Annotated in this window: 16 protein-coding genes; 4 read left to right on the top strand and 12 right to left on the bottom strand. The window is 62.9% G+C overall.

The window, feature by feature from the left end:
* Positions 1–170: 170 nt before the first annotated feature.
* From galE to JMY24_RS18510, 4 genes are read right to left on the bottom strand one after another with little or no spacing between them, the layout of a single operon-like run.
* Positions 171–1,193, bottom strand: coding sequence for a UDP-glucose 4-epimerase GalE (galE, locus tag JMY24_RS18525; protein WP_128594422.1), 1,023 nt, complete (start codon positions 1,191–1,193; stop codon positions 171–173).
* Positions 1,194–1,205: 12 nt separating this feature from the next.
* Positions 1,206–2,354, bottom strand: coding sequence for a glycosyltransferase family 4 protein (locus tag JMY24_RS18520; RefSeq protein WP_128594423.1), 1,149 nt, complete (start codon positions 2,352–2,354; stop codon positions 1,206–1,208).
* Between the two features lie 53 nt (positions 2,355–2,407).
* Entirely contained in the window at positions 2,408–3,241 is an 834-nt protein-coding gene (locus tag JMY24_RS18515; protein WP_128594424.1) for a glycosyltransferase, read from the bottom strand.
* Entirely contained in the window at positions 3,238–4,500 is a 1,263-nt protein-coding gene (locus JMY24_RS18510) for an oligosaccharide flippase family protein (protein WP_128594439.1), read from the bottom strand. The genes JMY24_RS18515 and JMY24_RS18510 overlap by 4 nt, the downstream gene beginning before the upstream one ends.
* 263 nt (positions 4,501–4,763) lie before the next feature.
* Between JMY24_RS18510 and JMY24_RS18505 the strand changes: the two genes are divergently transcribed.
* The 4 genes from JMY24_RS18505 to waaA all read left to right on the top strand — a co-directional run bounded on the left by JMY24_RS18505 (position 4,764) and on the right by waaA (position 9,789).
* Complete coding sequence (locus JMY24_RS18505) at positions 4,764–6,158, top strand: phosphomannomutase/phosphoglucomutase (protein WP_128594425.1); 1,395 nt, start codon at positions 4,764–4,766, stop codon at positions 6,156–6,158.
* A 248-nt stretch (positions 6,159–6,406) separates the two neighbouring features.
* Positions 6,407–7,408, top strand: coding sequence for a lipopolysaccharide heptosyltransferase I (waaC, locus tag JMY24_RS18500; RefSeq protein WP_328809224.1), 1,002 nt, complete (start codon positions 6,407–6,409; stop codon positions 7,406–7,408).
* A gap of 49 nt (positions 7,409–7,457) precedes the next feature.
* Positions 7,458–8,342: a Kdo hydroxylase family protein gene (locus JMY24_RS18495; RefSeq protein WP_128585065.1), complete on the top strand. Its 885-nt coding sequence runs from the start codon at positions 7,458–7,460 to the stop codon at positions 8,340–8,342.
* Positions 8,343–8,481: 139 nt separating this feature from the next.
* The gene (gene waaA, locus JMY24_RS18490) at positions 8,482–9,789 is read left to right on the top strand and encodes a lipid IV(A) 3-deoxy-D-manno-octulosonic acid transferase (protein WP_128585064.1); all 1,308 of its coding nucleotides are present in this window, start codon (positions 8,482–8,484) and stop codon (positions 9,787–9,789) included.
* Between the two features lie 33 nt (positions 9,790–9,822).
* On the opposite strand, the gene ureG is transcribed toward waaA, so the two are convergent.
* The 8 genes from ureG to JMY24_RS18450 form a co-directional block, all read right to left on the bottom strand.
* A complete protein-coding gene (gene ureG, locus JMY24_RS18485) occupies positions 9,823–10,476 on the bottom strand; it encodes an urease accessory protein UreG (RefSeq protein WP_128594426.1) in 654 nt (217 codons plus the stop codon).
* A gap of 11 nt (positions 10,477–10,487) precedes the next feature.
* Positions 10,488–11,168, bottom strand: a complete 681-nt coding sequence (locus tag JMY24_RS18480) for an urease accessory protein UreF (protein ID WP_128594440.1) — start codon at positions 11,166–11,168, stop codon at positions 10,488–10,490.
* Positions 11,155–11,805 (bottom strand): urease accessory protein UreE, encoded by a 651-nt coding sequence (ureE, locus tag JMY24_RS18475; RefSeq protein ID WP_128594427.1) that lies wholly within the window; start codon positions 11,803–11,805, stop codon positions 11,155–11,157. The genes JMY24_RS18480 and ureE overlap by 14 nt, the downstream gene beginning before the upstream one ends.
* A 2-nt stretch (positions 11,806–11,807) precedes the next feature.
* Positions 11,808–13,514, bottom strand: coding sequence for an urease subunit alpha (ureC, locus tag JMY24_RS18470; RefSeq protein ID WP_128594428.1), 1,707 nt, complete (start codon positions 13,512–13,514; stop codon positions 11,808–11,810).
* A 55-nt stretch (positions 13,515–13,569) separates the two neighbouring features.
* Positions 13,570–13,875: an urease subunit beta gene (locus JMY24_RS18465; RefSeq protein ID WP_020065115.1), complete on the bottom strand. Its 306-nt coding sequence runs from the start codon at positions 13,873–13,875 to the stop codon at positions 13,570–13,572.
* Positions 13,876–13,911: 36 nt separating this feature from the next.
* Positions 13,912–14,214 (bottom strand): urease subunit gamma, encoded by a 303-nt coding sequence (ureA, locus tag JMY24_RS18460; protein WP_006048588.1) that lies wholly within the window; start codon positions 14,212–14,214, stop codon positions 13,912–13,914.
* Positions 14,215–14,346: 132 nt separating this feature from the next.
* Positions 14,347–15,150: a transporter substrate-binding domain-containing protein gene (locus JMY24_RS18455; protein ID WP_128594429.1), complete on the bottom strand. Its 804-nt coding sequence runs from the start codon at positions 15,148–15,150 to the stop codon at positions 14,347–14,349.
* A gap of 362 nt (positions 15,151–15,512) precedes the next feature.
* Entirely contained in the window at positions 15,513–15,815 is a 303-nt protein-coding gene (locus JMY24_RS18450) for a hypothetical protein (protein WP_128594430.1), read from the bottom strand.
* Between the last annotated feature and the right edge of the window lie 241 nt (positions 15,816–16,056).

The raw sequence follows: 16,056 nt of genomic DNA, 5'->3' as shown, positions 1-16,056 counted from the left end.
TAAAGCGCCCGTATCCCTGTCGCGAATCAGACATCGGGCTGCATACTCAGCAAAACGTCGTGGCGGTACCGGGAAAGGGAGTCAGACGGAAGCAGGGGGCGGGAGACAGCGGGCAGAAATGCACGGATGCCGCGTTTAGTGGCATCCGTGCAACCTCGCCGCGACAGGGATCAGCGAAAGCCGTCCGGATTTGCCGACTGCCACCGCCAGTGATCCGCACACATTCTTTCGATGCCGAACTCCGCGCGCCAGCCGAGCAGTTCCAATGCGGCGCGCGGATCGGCAAAGCATGACGCCACATCGCCCGGACGGCGCGCCACGATCTCATACGGCACCGGCCGCCCCGACGCCTTTTCGAACGCCTTCACCACGTCGATCACGCTGTAGCCCTGGCCTGTCCCGAGATTGACAACGAAGCTCGCGTCGCGTTTGACGAGCGCATCGAGCGCGGCCAGATGCCCGCGCGCGAGATCCACCACGTGAATATAGTCACGCACGCCGGTGCCGTCCGGCGTTTCATAGTCGCCGCCGAACACGCGCAGCCTGTCGAGCTTGCCGACCGCGACCTGCGCGACATACGGCATCAGGTTGTTCGGAACGCCCGCCGGATCTTCGCCGATCAGCCCGCTCTCATGCGCGCCGACCGGATTGAAATAGCGCAGCGTGGCAATGCGCCACGAGGGATCGGCCACTTCGAGATCGCGCAACACCTGTTCGGCAATCAGCTTCGACTGACCATACGGGTTCGTGGCCGACAGCGGAAACGATTCGTCGATGGGCGAGCTTTTCGGCACGCCGTACACCGTCGCCGACGAACTGAACACGAACTGCTTCACGTTGCGATCGCGCATCACGCCAAGCAGCGCGAGCAGGCTGCCCACGTTGTTGCTGTAGTACTCGATCGGCTTCGCAACCGACTCGCCCACCGCTTTCAGCGCGGCAAAGTGGATTGCGCCGGTAATCGGGTGCGCGTCGAAAACACGGTTGAGCGCGGCCTCGTCGCGCGCGTCCGCTTCGTAGAACGCGACGGCGCGGCCTGCGATTCGCTCCACGCGCCGCAGCGACTCGCGGTTGCTGTTCACGAGATTGTCGATCACCACGACGTCGTAGCCACCGTTCAGCAGTTCGACGCAGGTGTGCGAACCGATGAAGCCCGCGCCGCCCGTTACCAGAATCGTGCCCTTCGTGGTCATGCTGTTGCTCCGTTAAAGTAAAACGCCTGTCATTTTTTGCACCAGGTCCTTATACGTTTCGACGACGACGCGTTCGTCGAACTCCTGCGCGACTTTCTGCCGGCCGCGTTCTGCCATGGCGCGGCGCTCGGCGCCGCTCATATCGAGCATTCTGGCGAGCGCCGCGGCGAGGCTCTCCGCGCTGTGCGCTTCGCAAAGCAGTCCATTGACCCCGTGCGCCACCACTTCGCGGCACCCGGGCACGTCGGTCGTGACAATCGGCCGGCCCATCGCCGACGCTTCCATCAGCGTGCGCGGCACGCCTTCGCGATACGACGGCAAGACGACGCAATCCGCATCGGCGATAAAAGGCCGCACGTCATGCGCCTCGCCGAGATAGTCGATGATGCCTTCCCGTTCCCAGGCCGCCACTTCGTCGCGTGTGATCGCGCTCGGGTTGTCGACGCCGACCGGACCGAGCAGCTGAAAACGCGCTTGCGGGTAACGTTGGCGGAGTTGCCGCGCAGCTTCCACGTATTCGCCGACGCCCTTGTCCCACAGCAAACGGCCAATCAGAACGAACTTGAATTCCGCGCGCTCGGGCAGAGGCGTAAAACCGAACTGTTCGAGATCGACGCCTTCACCGTGTAACAGCCGGGCGCGTTCAGGATGCACTAACAAATTCTGTTCGACAAACGCTGTCTGATCGTCGCGATTCAAAAACCATATTTCGCGTGGGAAACGGAACGCGAAACGATACAGCTTTTTGGCCACCTGCGCGGCGCGGCTTCGCTGGATGAACACATAGCCGAGGCCCGTCGTCACCGCCACCGACTGCACGCCCGCGAGTTTCGCGGCGATCGAGCCGTAGATATTCGGCTTGATCGTATAGTGGAACACGGCGTGCGGGCGGATCGCGCGGTAGCGCCGGTACAGCGAGTACAACGTGCGCAGGTCGTCGCGCGGATTGGTGCCTTTGGAGGCGACCGGCAATTCGATGCAGCGGCAGCCCATTGCCGTAAGTAGTTCGAACGTGCGGTCGCGCGGCGCGAGCACCGTCACGTCGACGCCGCGTCCCACCAGCATGCGAATCAGCCCTTGCCGATACGTATAGATTGCCCAGGCGGTGTTACACACGAGTGTAATTCGCAACGCGGGCGTCGACTTCAGGGCTGGCTTCATGCGGGAAAGTGCTCGGCGGTGAATGAAAGGGCGAACCGACGTGACAATGCGGATCAATGACTCGCGCGCGGCGCGAGCAGGCTGCGTTTGACCCGCTGCAATGCGCGATACGGTGTCACGAGATGCAGCAGATTCTTGGCGAGGCCGAACCAGTCATAGGGATTCGCGACGTCGAAGTAGCGCAGTTGCAGCCGCAGCGTCGAGAGGACCTGGCGGCGGCGCCTGGTCGCGCTGATGCCGCCTTCGTTCAGTTCGTAGTAGAGGCCCAGTTCCGGCAGGTTCGCGCAGTCGTAACGCTCCATCAGACGCACGAACAGATCCAGGTCTTCCGCCGACGGATACGTCGCGCGGTAGTTGCCGACGGCGCGCACGGCGTCGATACGCAGCATCATGGAAGGATGCGCGAGGCATAAGCGGAAGAACCGCAGTCGGCGGATCGCTGCCGGTTCGGCGGGCGGTGTCAGCATGAAAAGCGGCGCGCCGGCACGCGTGACCACCTGCGTCCACATGCCAAGCCCGGCCACTTGCGGATGCGCTTCCATGTACGCACGCTGCTTCGCAAGCCGTTGCGGCACGCTGCGGTCGCCCGCGTCTATACGAGCGGCATAGCGAAAGCCGCGTTGTGCAAGCGCGTCGATACCGGTTTGCAACGCACGCTCGATGCCGCCGTTCTGCGGCATGCGCAACACTTCGATTTGCAGGTTGGAAAGCGTTGGCGCGACGATGGGCGGCGTGCTGCCGTCATCGACGATCAGAACGTGCACCAGCGCACTTTCATTGAACGACGCGAGCGTAAGATCGACGTCGGCCTGGCCGTTGTAGGCGGGAATCAGCACCGCGACATCTTCGAGGCAGTGCGGCGGCGTGTCGACGGCGGTAAGCGTCATGGGCGCAATTTGAAACGAATGTAATAAAGATTAACCGACGCCGCCGCAAGATAACCGCATGCAAGGCCCACGAGGGCACCATAAGCGCCGAGCCGCGGAATCGCCAGCAGGTTCACGACGAACGCAACGGCCAGCGCGAGCAGCCATTTGAACAGCAACACGAACTTCGCCTGATATTTGAGAACGACCAGATTGCCGATTGCCTCGATGCCGGCGGGCACGGAGAGCCACACGGCCCAGCGGAAGATATCGATCGCGCCTTCGAAGCCCGGCCCGAACACGCGGCGAATGATAAAGCCGGCGAGCAGATCGAGCACCACGGCGCCCGCGATCATCAACGCGGCGGTCATCGCGGTAAGGCGCCACACGTTACGGCGTAACTGCGCGGCTTGCTGCACCCGGTAGACGAACGCGGGCGCGATGGTCTGCGCGAGCATCAGCGCGAGCGTAATCCAGTTTTCGTTCAACTGCTGCGCGGCGGAATAGCGCCCGAGATCGGCGAACGAAATGGCTCGCTCCAACATGAGCCGATCCAGTTTCAGGAACAGATACATACAGATCAGGCCGAGCCAGAACACCGTGCCTGCGCTCGCGAAGTGTTTGAAGAGCGAGCGGTCGAAATGCAACCCCAGCTTGCCGCCATGCCGACGAATGTAATAGACCACCAGTACACTGCCGATGGCCGCAGACTCGAGCGCCCACAGCCAGCCGAAGCGCGCGGGTTGTGCAGCGGCGCGCACGAGCAGATAGACGAAGCCCGCCTTGATCACCGCGGTGCTCATGCTCGTGAGCAATTGCGGCTTGCTGTACGTCATGCTCTGCAGCCACGCATTGATCACGCCGACGAACGGTTCGCGAAACAGCATCGTGACGGCGAGCCCCGCGAGCATCGCGCCGACGAGCGGATCGAACAGATTGAGCGCAATGCCGAGCCACGTCAGCAGCAGTGCTGCGACCGACACAGAAAAGCGCAGCGCGAATGCGCTGCCGAGCACGGTGCCGAGCTGCGCGGGCGGCCGCTCGACAATGGTGGGCACGAGAATCTCCGCGCCGCATACCCAGGTGATAGGCGAAAGCACCAGCAGCAGCGTATTGGCGTATTGCCATTTGCCGAATGTGTCCGGCCCGAAGTAACGCGCGAGCATGCCGCTGATCGCAATGGCCACGCCGATTTGCGTGAGCCGTTCGAGACCGAGCCAGACAATATTCGTGAAGGCGCGCGTGACGTCGGGATTGGCGAAGCGCTTGAGCGTCAGCATCCGGTAAGTGCCCGCCAATGCGTTTGGCGCGAGTCTGCCCACCTGGCCGGCCGTCGAGGCATGGGCGGCCTTGGCAACTTTACAAATGGAGGGCGTCTAAGCATTAGAATGGCGTTACTAGGCTGGTCCGAAAAGCGCAATTATAAGAGTTGGAACCGGATTGCCTCCGGCAAGGGCGCAGCATCATGTCCAGTCGCTATGATTTACCGATCAAGCATGACTGCGCCGGTCAAAATTTTCCCATTGCACGCAAGTGAGCCAACATGATCTCCAAATCTATTTTCAAGGCATATGACATTCGCGGCGTAATCGGCAAGACGCTCGACGCGGATGCAGCGCGTTCGATCGGCCGTGCGTTCGGCAGCGAAGTGCGTGCACAAGGCGGCGACGCCGTGGTGGTCGCGCGTGACGGTCGCCTGTCGGGTCCGGAATTGATCCAGACATTGTCCGACGGGCTGCGTGCGGCCGGCGTCGACGTGGTCAATGTCGGCATGGTGCCTACCCCGGTCGGCTACTTCGCTGCGAGCGTGCCGTTGCAACTCGAGGGCGGCGAACGGCGCGTCGATTCGTGCATCGTCGTGACGGGTAGTCACAATCCGCCGGACTACAACGGCTTCAAGATGGTGCTGCGCGGCTCCGCGATTTATGGCGAGCAGATTCTCGCGCTGCATCAGCGCATCGTCGACGAAAACTTCTCCGAAGGCAGCGGCACCTACGCCGAGTACGACATTGCCGATGCGTACCTCGAGCGCATTACGAGCGACGTCAAGCTCTCGCGCCCGATCAAGATCGTGGTGGACACCGGCAACGGCGTCGCCGGCGGCCTCGCGCCCAAGCTCTTCAAGAAGCTCGGTTGCGAACTCGTCGAACTCTTTACGGAAATCGACGGCAACTTCCCGAACCATCACCCGGACCCGGCGCATCCGGAAAACCTTCAGGACGTGATTCGCGCGCTGAAGGAAACGGACGCGGAAATCGGCTTTGCCTTCGACGGCGACGGCGACCGCCTCGGCGTCGTCACCAAAGACGGCCAGATCATTTATCCGGACCGCCAACTGATGCTGTTCGCCGAAGAAGTGCTGTCGCGCAACAAGGGCGCGCAGATCATCTACGACGTGAAGTGCACCCGCAATCTCGCGAAGTGGGTGAAGGACAAGGGCGGCGAGCCGCTCATGTGGAAGACCGGCCACTCGCTCGTGAAGGCGAAGCTGCGCGAAACCGGCGCGCCGCTCGCGGGCGAAATGAGCGGCCATGTGTTCTTCAAGGACCGCTGGTACGGTTTCGACGACGGCCTGTACACCGGCGCGCGTCTGCTGGAAATCCTCACGCGTGTGGAAGACCCGAGCAAGCTGCTCAACTCGCTGCCCAACTCGAACTCCACGCCCGAACTGCAACTGAAACTCGAGGAAGGCGAGAACTTCGAACTCATCGCACGCTTGCAGCAGAACGCGCAATTCACCGGCGCCGACGAGGTCGTGAAGATCGACGGCCTGCGTGTCGAGTACCCGGACGGCTTCGGCCTCGCGCGTTCCTCGAACACCACGCCGGTCGTGGTCATGCGTTTTGAAGCCGATAACGACGCGGCACTCAAGCGCATTCAGGAAGACTTCCGCCGCGTGATTCTCGCGGAGAAAGCCGACGCAAAGCTGCCGTTCTAAACGTTCGAACGGCGGGGCGGTTCGCTGAAGTTGTCGGCGAGCCGCGGCCATCGGCCAGAACGCGGCGCGGGTTTCACTTACCGCGCCGCGTTTTTTCATGCCAGCCAGCCGGGTCGCGCTAGAATTGCCGTCCTGGTGACATAACGTCTGCGTTCTGTCATCTCTCGCTGGAAGTCTCACGCGAAGCCTTAGGTTTCGTTGGGCTTCTTTCAATGCATCTTCGGGCCGGATAACCGGTTTTCCCACTCTTGAGCGTGCAAAAGATATTGATCGTGAGGGTGTCGTCATTGGGCGACGTCGTTCACAACATGCCGGTGATCGCCGATATCCGGCGCCGTCATCCCGAGGCGCAGATCGACTGGCTCGTCGAGGAAAGTTTCGTGGGGCTTGTCGAACTCGTGACCGGCGTGCGGCGCGCGATCCCCGTCTCGCTGCGACGCTGGCGCAAGCGCATTCTGTCGGTCGGCAACTGGCGCGAGATCGGCGCATTCCGCCGCGCGCTCGCGGCCGAGAACTACGATCTGGTGATCGACTGCCAGGGGCTCATCAAGACCGCGTGGGTCGCGAGCATGGCGCGCGGACCGCTCGTCGGCCTCGCAAATCGCACTGACGGCGCGGGCTTCGAATGGCCGGTGCGCTTCTTTTACGACAAGCGCGTGCCGATCGAGCCGCGCACGCATGTGGTCGAGCGCACGCGGCAGCTGGTGGCCGCGGCGCTGAACGACCCGCAGCCGCAACCTACCGACGAAATCGATTTTGGCATCGACACGCGGCGCGCCGCGTTGGCGTTGTCGGCGGCGAATCTCAATCTTCCTGTGCCTTACGTGGTGTTCGTGCACGCGACCTCGCGCGCCGACAAGCAATGGCCCGATACCGCGTGGATCGAGTTGGGGCAGTCGCTCGTGCGGCGCGGCGCGTCGATCGTCTTGCCGTGGGGCAGCGAGGCCGAGCGCGCGACGAGCGAGCGTCTTGCGAAAGAGTTCGGCGCGGCGGCCATCGTGCCGCCCAAGCTGTCGTTGCCCGCGGTGGTCGGCCTGCTTGAAGGCGCGGCCGCGACAGTCGGCGTTGACACAGGTCTAGTTCACATTGCAGCGGCGCTTAAGCGGCCCACGGTCGAGTTGTACAATTTCGCGACCGCGTGGCGCACCGGCGGCTACTGGTCCCCCAACGTCGTCAATCTCGGCACGGCAGGGCAACCGCCCACGCTGCAACAGGTGAAGTCCGCGCTTGCCGGCTTCGGACTGTTGTGATTCGTCCGGTGTGCTTCGCCTCACGCATCATCCGTTTCCAAGGGCGATCATGAACGAAACCCAGATCATCGAAGTAGCGAATGCCGACTGGCACGCGCGCAACCTGTCCGTGCCGCGTGAGACGCTGCTCGCCGGCGTCGAACGCGGCAAGGTGCTGTATTTCCCGAACCTGCGTTTCGCGATTGAAGGCGGCGAGCAGGCGCTGCTCGATCCCGCGCTGGCCGATCCGAACCGCAAGAACATCAGCCTCGAACCGAATGGCGGCGCATTGCACGGCGTGGCAGGCAACGCCGTCACGCAGTCCGCGGTGCGCGCGTTGATCGCGCGTTACCAGGCGAATGCGCGCACGCTCGTCGACGGGCTCTTTCCCGAATACAACGGCAAGCTGCGCGTGGCGCCCACGAGTTTGCGGCTGCATCAGGTGGAAACACGGCAAACGTCATGGCGCAAGGACGATAGCCGCTTGCATGTGGACGCGTTTCCGTCGCGGCCCAATTACGGCGAACGCATTCTGCGTGTGTTCACCAACGTCAATCCGAATGGCGTGCCGCGCGTGTGGCGAGTCGGCGAACCGTTCGAGGACATGGCCAAACGCTTTCTGCCGCACATCAAGCCGCAAATGCCTGGCGCAGCGTGGTTGCTGAATCTGTTGCACGTAACCAAATCGCCGCGCAGCGAGTACGACCATTTGATGCTCCATCTGCACGACGGCATGAAGGCTGACCTCGAATATCAGAAGACAAGCCCGCAGGAGACCCTGCCGTTTCCGCCGGGCAGCGTGTGGGTGTGCTTCTCCGATCAGACTTCGCACGCTGTGATGTCCGGTCAGTTCATGCTCGAGCAGACTTTCTTCCTGCCGGTCAAGGCAATGGTGCAACCCGAATGTGCGCCGCTCGGCATACTTGAACGCCTGAAGGGCAGGGCGCTGGTTTGAGCGCCGCCGTTCGTTCCGGCTCACGGGACTTTGTGCACCGTCGCGCGCCGGTGCCCGACTATGCGGTCATGCAAGGTCAATTGCATCGGCACTGTATTCGCGAGCTGCACGCTGTGCGGTTGCATCATGCGGAGCGCCGATGCTGAGGGCAATCTATAACGCGCTCTGGTGGATCATCGCGCCGGTCGCCGTGCTGCGTCTGCTGATTCGTTCACGCAAGGAGCGCGGTTATCGTCAACATATCGGCGAGCGCTTCGGCTATGTTCGCGGACGTTTGCCCGAAGACAACGCGCCGTTGATCTGGGTGCACGCGGTGTCGGTAGGTGAGACGCGTGCCGCGCAACCGCTGATCGAGGCGCTCATCAAAGCGCGTCCGGACGCACGCATTCTGTTGACTCACATGACGCCGAGCGGGCGCGCGACCGGCGAGCAGATTTTCGGCGACCGCGTGTTGCGCAGCTATCTGCCGTACGACATGCCGCACGCGGTGCGGCGCTTTTTGCGCGCGTGGCGGCCGTCGCTCGGTCTGGTAATGGAAACCGAGGTGTGGCCCACGCTGATCGACGAATGCCGGCGCGCCGACGTGCAACTGGTGTTGACCAACGCGCGGATGTCAGCGCGCTCATATAAGCGCGCGGCGAAATTCGGCGGCGCGACGAAGGACGTGTTCGGCGGCTTTGCGCGCGTGCTGGCGCAGAGTCCATCGGACGCGGAACGGTTGACCGCGCTGGGCGCGCGCAACGTCGCGGTACTGGGCAATCTCAAGTTCGACATGAGCACGCCGCCGGAACTGGCGGCGCGCGGTCATGCGTGGCGCGCGGCAATCGGCGCGCGCCCGGTGTGGGTGGCGGCAAGTACACGCGAAGGCGAAGAGGAACTCGTGTTGCAAGCGTTCGCGGCCCTCGGCGTTGAAGGTGCGCTGTTGATTCTCGTGCCGCGCCATCCACAGCGCTTTAACGAAGTTGCGGCGCTCGTCGAGAAAGCCGGGCTGCGACTCGCGCGACGTTCGACGTGGGCGCCCGATGCGAAAGTTGCGTCAGCGGCTTCGAGCAGCGGTGTGCCCGCATTGCCGGCGGACGTGAATGTGCTGCTCGGCGATTCGATGGGCGAACTGGGCGCTTATTATGCGGCCTCGGACCTCGCGTTTATCGGCGGCAGTCTGTTGCCGCTCGGCGGACAGAATCTGATCGAAGCCTGCGCGGTGGGCGTGCCCGTGCTAATCGGGCCGCACGTGTTCAACTTCACGCAGGCCACGGCCGATGCAGTCGCCGCGGGCGCGGCGGTGCAGGTGCAGGATCCGGCCGATCTGGCGCGAGCGCTGCGCGAACTCTTCAACGACAAGGCGCGGCGGCTCATGATGGGCGGCGCGGCCTCGGCGTTTGCCGCGCGTCATCGCGGGGCGACCGCGCGTACCGTGGATGTATTGATGGCGATATTGCCGGAGTGAGGGCAGTGCTGGGCAGACTCAGCGCGTCAGCCCTCAAACCTTCAACAACCCCTTTCGCTCGATAAACCGCACCACGTCGTCCAACCCGTCGAGCGCCTTCAGATTACTCATCACAAAAGGCCGCTCGCCGCGCATTTTCTTCGCGTCGGAAGCCATCACGTCGAGGTTCGCGCCGACCATCGGCGCGAGGTCCGTCTTGTTGATCACGAGCAGATCGGACTTCGTAATGCCCGGGCCGCCCTTGCGCGGAATTTTCTCGCCGCCTGCCACGTCGATCACGTAAATCGTCAGATCCGACAGTTCCGGGCTGAAGGTCGCCGCGAGGTTATCGCCGCCCGATTCGATAAAGACAATGTCCGCGTCCGGAAAACGCGTGAGCATGCGGTCGACAGCTTCGAGGTTGATCGATGCGTCCTCGCGAATCGCGGTATGCGGACAGCCGCCCGTCTCGACACCCATGATCCGCTCGGCCGGCAACGCGCCCGCCACCGTCAACAGGCGCTGATCTTCTTTCGTATAGATGTCGTTGGTGATCGCGACCAGGTCGTACCGTTCGCGCATCGCCTTGCAGAGCATTTCGAGCAACGTTGTCTTGCCCGAGCCGACCGGGCCACCGACGCCCACGCGCAGCGGCGGCAGTTTCTTCGTACGGACGGACGAGTGAGCAGGATGATGAGGTGCGTTCATGATGGATCGTTTTATGAGCGAAAAAGCCGCGAATACTGCGACTCGTGACGCGCCGACAGAATGCCGAGTTGCGGCGCGAAGGTATTGATGTTTTCCGGCGACGTGGCTAAAGCGCGCTTGACCGCAGCATCGATCGGCTCGCGCAACGCGACGATGATGCGTTGCCCCGCCAGTTGCCCCAATGGCACGGCTTTTAATGCGGCGGCGGCCTGGTTCTCGACCCAGCTAAATGCGTACGCGGCAAGAGCAGCGTCGACGGCGGCATCGTGCGCATACGCTGCGAAGGCGAACGCCGTGGGTTGCGCGAGCGGCGTCATCGAAGCCAGCGTCGCGCGCCGTGCCGCATCGCCCCATTCGAGCGATGCGCACAGTTGTCGCAGCGACCAGCCCATCTGTTCGGTTTCACGCCGCAATTCGGCCGACTCGCGGCTCGCGAGGAACTCGCTATTCGCTTGCGCGAGCCCAGTAGCGTCGTGCGTGCGCCAGCGCTCAATCTGATGCGCGAGAAAAGGCAGTTCGCCATGCGCGAGCACGTCGGTCAAGCCGCTCGCGATCCAGGCGCGCGCCGAATCGGCGTCGGTGATCAGTTGCGCTTCGATCGCCGCTTCGAGACCTTGGGAGTAGCTGAAGGCGCCGATGGGCAGCGCCGGCGACGCAAGGTGCAAAAGCGCGGTGAGTTCAGCGATGCGCATGGTGATGGTGATGCGCGTGGCCGCAAGATTCGTCGTGGACGTGGCCTTCCTGCTCTTGCCCGTGCCCGTGGCCATGCCCGTGCTCATGCCCGTGCTCATGATCATGCGAATGCTCATGCCCATGATGCTCGCCGAACACCTGCTGCGCCAACGCGTAGTCTTCGGCGAACGTCTCGTCATGGCCATGCTTATGGCCGCCGCCGTACGCGCCGGACTCCGGCTGAAACGGCATCGAAACCTGATCGACCGTCGCGCCGATACGCTTCAGCATATCGGCCAGCACCGGATCGTATTCGAGCTTCAGGTAATCCGCGCCGACTTCCACCGGCGTATGGCGATTGCCCAGGTGGTACGCCGCACGTGTGAGCGTCAACGTGTCTTTCGCACGGACCACCAGCACCGCTTCCGGCGCGGCGACTACTCGCACGAGACCGCCATCGTCTGCGACCAGCACATCGCCATCGCGCAGCACGGTGCCGCGCGGCAGCAGCACGGCGACTTCTTCGCCGCTATCGAGCGTGGCCGCAAGGCGGCTCTTGCGACGCTCGTCGAAAGCGAGCGTCAGCGTCGGCGCGCGCTTTACAAGCACCGGCGCGAGTTTGAGATGCGGTGCAACCAGTTTGTCGAGTGTGCGCATGGTCAGAACAGAAAATAGCGTTGCGCCATCGGCAAGATAGTTGCCGGTTCGCAGGTCAGCAGTTGACCGTCGGCGATCACCTGATAGGTTTCCGGATCGACGCTGATCGACGGGCGCCACGCGTTGTGGATCATGTCCGCCTTCGTGATGTTGCGGCAGTTCTTCACGGCCACGATACGCTTGTTCAGGCCATAGCGCTCGGCGACGCCTGCATCGGCGGCGAGTTGCGAAACGAAAGTCAGCGACGTGCGTCCGAGCGCACCGCCGCGCGTGGCGAACATCTCGCGATAATGCACCGGCTGCGGCGTTGGAATCGACGCGTTCGGGTCGCCCATCTGCGCCATTGCGATCATGCCGCCTTTGAGGATCAACGACGGTTTGATGCCGAAAAACGCCGGCTCCCAAAACACGAGATCGGCCCACTTGCCGGGCTCGATGGAACCGACTTCATGCGCAATGCCGTGCGTGATTGCCGGGTTGATCGTGTACTTGGCGACATAACGCTTCGCGCGGAAATTGTCGTGACGTGCGGTGTCCTCGGGCAGCGCGCCGCGTTGCACTTTCATCTTGTGCGCGGTCTGCCACGTGCGGATGATCACTTCGCCCACGCGCCCCATCGCCTGCGAATCCGACGAGAGCATCGAGAGAGCGCCGAGATCGTGCAGGATGTCTTCCGCGGCGATGGTCTCGCGGCGAATGCGCGATTCGGCGAACGCAATGTCTTCCGCAATCGACGGGTCCAGGTGGTGGCACACCATCAGCATGTCGAGATGCTCTTCGAGCGTGTTGACGGTGTAGGGCCGCGTCGGATTCGTCGAAGAAGGCAGCACGTTCGCTTCGCCGCATACCTTGATGATGTCGGGCGCATGGCCGCCGCCCGCGCCTTCCGTGTGATACGTATGGATCGTGCGGCCCTTGAACGCAGCCACGGTCGCTTCGACGAAACCCGCTTCGTTCAGCGTATCCGTGTGAATGGCGACCTGGGTGTCGGTATCGTCGGCGACGGACAGGCAGTTGTCGATCGCGGCCGGCGTCGTGCCCCAGTCCTCGTGCAGCTTCAGGCCGATTGCGCCCGCCGCGATCTGTTCGAGCGCGGGCTGCGGCTGGCTCACGTTGCCCTTGCCGAGGAAGCCGAGGTTCATCGGATAGCCGTCGGCCGCTTGCAACATGCGTTCGAGATGCCACGGACCCGGCGTGCAGGTCGTGGCATTGGTGCCCGTTGCCGGACCGGTGCCGCCGCCGAGCATCGTCGTCACGCCGCTGGCGAGCGCTTCTTCGATCTGCTGCGGACTGATGAAGTGAATATGCGTGTCGATGCCGCCCGCCGTGACGATCAGCCCTTCGCCCGCGATCACCTCCGTGGATGCACCGATTGCGATCGTGACGTTCGGCTGAATGTCGGGATTGCCCGCCTTGCCGATAGCGGCGATGCGGCCGTTCTTGATGCCGATGTCGGCCTTCACGATGCCCCAGTGATCGAGAATCACCGCGTTGGTCACAACCGTATCGACGACGTCGGCATGCACGCGCTGCGACTGGCCCATGCCGTCGCGAATCACCTTGCCGCCGCCGAATTTCACTTCTTCGCCATACGTGGTGAAGTCGCGCTCCACTTCGATCAGCAACTCGGTGTCGGCGAGACGCACGCGGTCGCCGGTGGTGGGGCCGAACATTTCCGCGTATGCGCGGCGGCCAATGCGTAAGGTCATGATGTCAGTCCGGAAATGAGCAGGGCGGTTCAAGCCGATGAGCGCACGCGGCACGTCACAGCTTGCCCATCACCTTGCCGTTGAAGCCGTACACAATGCGTTCGCCCGCCAGTTCGACGAGTTCGACGGTGCGCTCCTGGCCGGGCTCGAAACGCACGGCGGTGCCCGCAGCGATGTTCAGCCTGAAGCCGCGTGCGGCTTCGCGGTCGAAGGCGAGTGCGTCGTTCACTTCGTAGAAGTGGTAATGCGAGCCGATCTGCACCGGCCGGTCGCCGGTATTCGACACGAGCACCGTGACGGTGGCGCGGCCCGCGTTGAGTTCGTGTTCGCCGTCGTCGGTGATGAGTTCGCCGGGAATCATGGGCGTGCCTTGATAGGTTTAGCGGGATTCAGCGGATCAGGGAATCGGATGATGAACGGTGACGAGCTTCGTGCCGTCGGGGAAGGTGGCTTCGACCTGGATGTCGGGGATCATCTCGGGCACGCCTTCCATGACGTCGTCGCGAGTGAGCAGCGTCGTGCCGTAGTGCATGACCTCGGCGACGGTCTTGCCGTCGCGCGCCGCTTCCATCAGCGCGGCGGTGATGAAGGCGACCGCTTCCGGATAATTCAGTTTGAGGCCGCGTGCGCGGCGCCGTTCGGCAAGCAGCGCGGCGGTGAAGATCAGCAGCTTGTCCTTCTCGCGAGGTGTCAGCTTCATCGAATGAGTGCGGTGGTTGCGCCCGATCCGAAAGGATCAGGCTGCGACAATGATATGCGTTGCGGGCCGCGGATGCGACCCATGCAATGCCGGACAGAACAGCGACGCTATCAAGCCCGGCTAACGACGCGCTTACAGATCCGCAGGCAACGCTGCGCCGAACCACTTCTTCGACATCGTGTTGAGCGTGCCGTCCTGCTTTGCTTGCGCGATGGCGGCGTTCACCTTCTGCTGCAGGCGCGGTTCGTTCCTGTTCATGCCGACGAAACACGGCGAGTTCTTGATGACGAACTTCGGCTCCGGACGGCGCGGCGGATTCTTCGCGAGGATCGCGGCCGCGACGATGTTGCCCGCGGCGATCAACTGAACCTGACCAGACAGGAACGCGGCGATGGTCGCGTTGTTGTCCTCGAAGCGTTTGATCGTGGCGTTGGGCGCCATTTGTGTGAGACCGAGTTCCTCGAGCGCGCCGCGCGTCGCGCCGACCGTTTTGCCGGTCAGATCGGCGGGGCCGCTGACCTTGATGTCGGCGGGACCGAACACGCCCTGATAGTACGGCGCGTAGGCGTTGGAGAAGTCGATCACTTTTTCGCGGTCGGGCGTCTTGCCGAGCGACGAAATCACCAGATCGACCTTGTTCGTTTGCAGATAGGGAATGCGGTTCGCGCTGTTGACGGGCACCAGTTCGAGCTTCACGTTCATCGACTTCGCGAGCAGCGCGGCGGTGTCGATGTCATAGCCCTGCGGCTTCATGTCGGGGCCGACGGAACCGAACGGCGGATAGTCTTCCGGCACGGCGACCTTGAGCACGCCTGCCTTCGCGATGTTATCGAGTGTGTCCGCGTGAGCCGCGGGTGCGGTGATCGCGAGCAGGGGCGAGACGAGCAGTGCGGCGAGGACGGTACGGCGCGCGGAACGGAGCGTTGGTCGGTTCATTTGTAGTAGCTGTGGTGGTGGCGGGCAGGCGGCTGGCGTCGAGGAAGCGGCAGCATCGGCCGCTAGCAACGCAAGGTGTGTGCCATCGTGGTGCGGCGGGGGCTGGTGGGGAGGTTTGCGGGCCAGTGCACCATGCGAGGGCTCGCGTAAGCGCCGAGTTGGTGCGGGCGTGTCTTACGCGGTGAAAGTATGATGACCAGTTTCCGTTGCATCGCATTGCCGCGCGGATTCGGGTGAACGTTGAACGAGCAACGAGTCGTTGAACGACGAGGGCGTTCCGGTTGACTGATAGAGCACCCGGTCAGGTGGGTGCTCCTCTGGTCGAGTCTGTTCCGACGCGTGCGCTCTTCGCCTGGCAATAACTACGGCCTTCTTTTAAGCAATAACGCGCGTGCTCCGATGTAGCAAAGAAAGAGAAGCGCGCCGACGAGTAGGGCAGCTACTGCCCAGTAGAGAAGCAAGGCGAGCACTTCCATATCGTCCGGGTTCGCCAGATCACTGCGCCCTACGACCTCCAGACAGAAGCGGATGAACATATCGACGGAATCGGGCATGTTGCCCGGAAACATGTCATCGATGTGGTACGTCAGCCGCCATCCGCCGGTGAGGGATATTGCCATCCAGACGACGTATCGTAATAGCTTGGCCACGAGGCTTTTTCTCATTTCACCGCATCCTGCGATTCGCCGTCAATGCCGTTGATCTTGATGAAAATGTCCTGTGCCATAGGGGGACTCCAAAGTGATGGGAATGGGACGTGCGGTGTCAGAGGCTTATGCTCAAACGGTGCACACATCCGCAATCCATTCCGAAGAATCCCAGACGATCTGGGTATCAGGACAATCCGAAAAAGACGCCCGCCTTGTGATAATTCGTCAAGATTTGTCTGATAGCGGGCGTAAAAAA

It is taken from the genome of Paraburkholderia kirstenboschensis, assembly GCF_904848585.1.
Classification (GTDB): Bacteria; Pseudomonadota; Gammaproteobacteria; order Burkholderiales; family Burkholderiaceae; genus Paraburkholderia; species Paraburkholderia kirstenboschensis.
This window is presented reverse-complemented; position numbering and strand designations above follow the sequence as displayed.

What these genes read in the sequence shown, in the direction of transcription:
- galE (WP_128594422.1), bottom strand. Translation starts at nt 1,193, where the DNA reads ATGACCACGAAGGGCACGATTCTGGTAACGGGCGGCGCGGGCTTCATC.
- JMY24_RS18520 (WP_128594423.1), bottom strand. Translation starts at nt 2,354, where the DNA reads ATGAAGCCAGCCCTGAAGTCGACGCCCGCGTTGCGAATTACACTCGTG.
- JMY24_RS18515 (WP_128594424.1), bottom strand. Translation starts at nt 3,241, where the DNA reads ATGACGCTTACCGCCGTCGACACGCCGCCGCACTGCCTCGAAGATGTC.
- JMY24_RS18510 (WP_128594439.1), bottom strand. Translation starts at nt 4,500, where the DNA reads ATGCTGACGCTCAAGCGCTTCGCCAATCCCGACGTCACGCGCGCCTTC.
- JMY24_RS18505 (WP_128594425.1), top strand. Translation starts at nt 4,764, where the DNA reads ATGATCTCCAAATCTATTTTCAAGGCATATGACATTCGCGGCGTAATC.
- JMY24_RS18495 (WP_128585065.1), top strand. Translation starts at nt 7,458, where the DNA reads ATGAACGAAACCCAGATCATCGAAGTAGCGAATGCCGACTGGCACGCG.
- waaA (WP_128585064.1), top strand. Translation starts at nt 8,482, where the DNA reads ATGCTGAGGGCAATCTATAACGCGCTCTGGTGGATCATCGCGCCGGTC.
- ureG (WP_128594426.1), bottom strand. Translation starts at nt 10,476, where the DNA reads ATGAACGCACCTCATCATCCTGCTCACTCGTCCGTCCGTACGAAGAAA.
- JMY24_RS18480 (WP_128594440.1), bottom strand. Translation starts at nt 11,168, where the DNA reads ATGCGCATCGCTGAACTCACCGCGCTTTTGCACCTTGCGTCGCCGGCG.
- ureE (WP_128594427.1), bottom strand. Translation starts at nt 11,805, where the DNA reads ATGCGCACACTCGACAAACTGGTTGCACCGCATCTCAAACTCGCGCCG.
- ureC (WP_128594428.1), bottom strand. Translation starts at nt 13,514, where the DNA reads ATGACCTTACGCATTGGCCGCCGCGCATACGCGGAAATGTTCGGCCCC.
- JMY24_RS18465 (WP_020065115.1), bottom strand. Translation starts at nt 13,875, where the DNA reads ATGATTCCCGGCGAACTCATCACCGACGACGGCGAACACGAACTCAAC.
- ureA (WP_006048588.1), bottom strand. Translation starts at nt 14,214, where the DNA reads ATGAAGCTGACACCTCGCGAGAAGGACAAGCTGCTGATCTTCACCGCC.
- JMY24_RS18455 (WP_128594429.1), bottom strand. Translation starts at nt 15,150, where the DNA reads ATGAACCGACCAACGCTCCGTTCCGCGCGCCGTACCGTCCTCGCCGCA.
- JMY24_RS18450 (WP_128594430.1), bottom strand. Translation starts at nt 15,815, where the DNA reads ATGAGAAAAAGCCTCGTGGCCAAGCTATTACGATACGTCGTCTGGATG.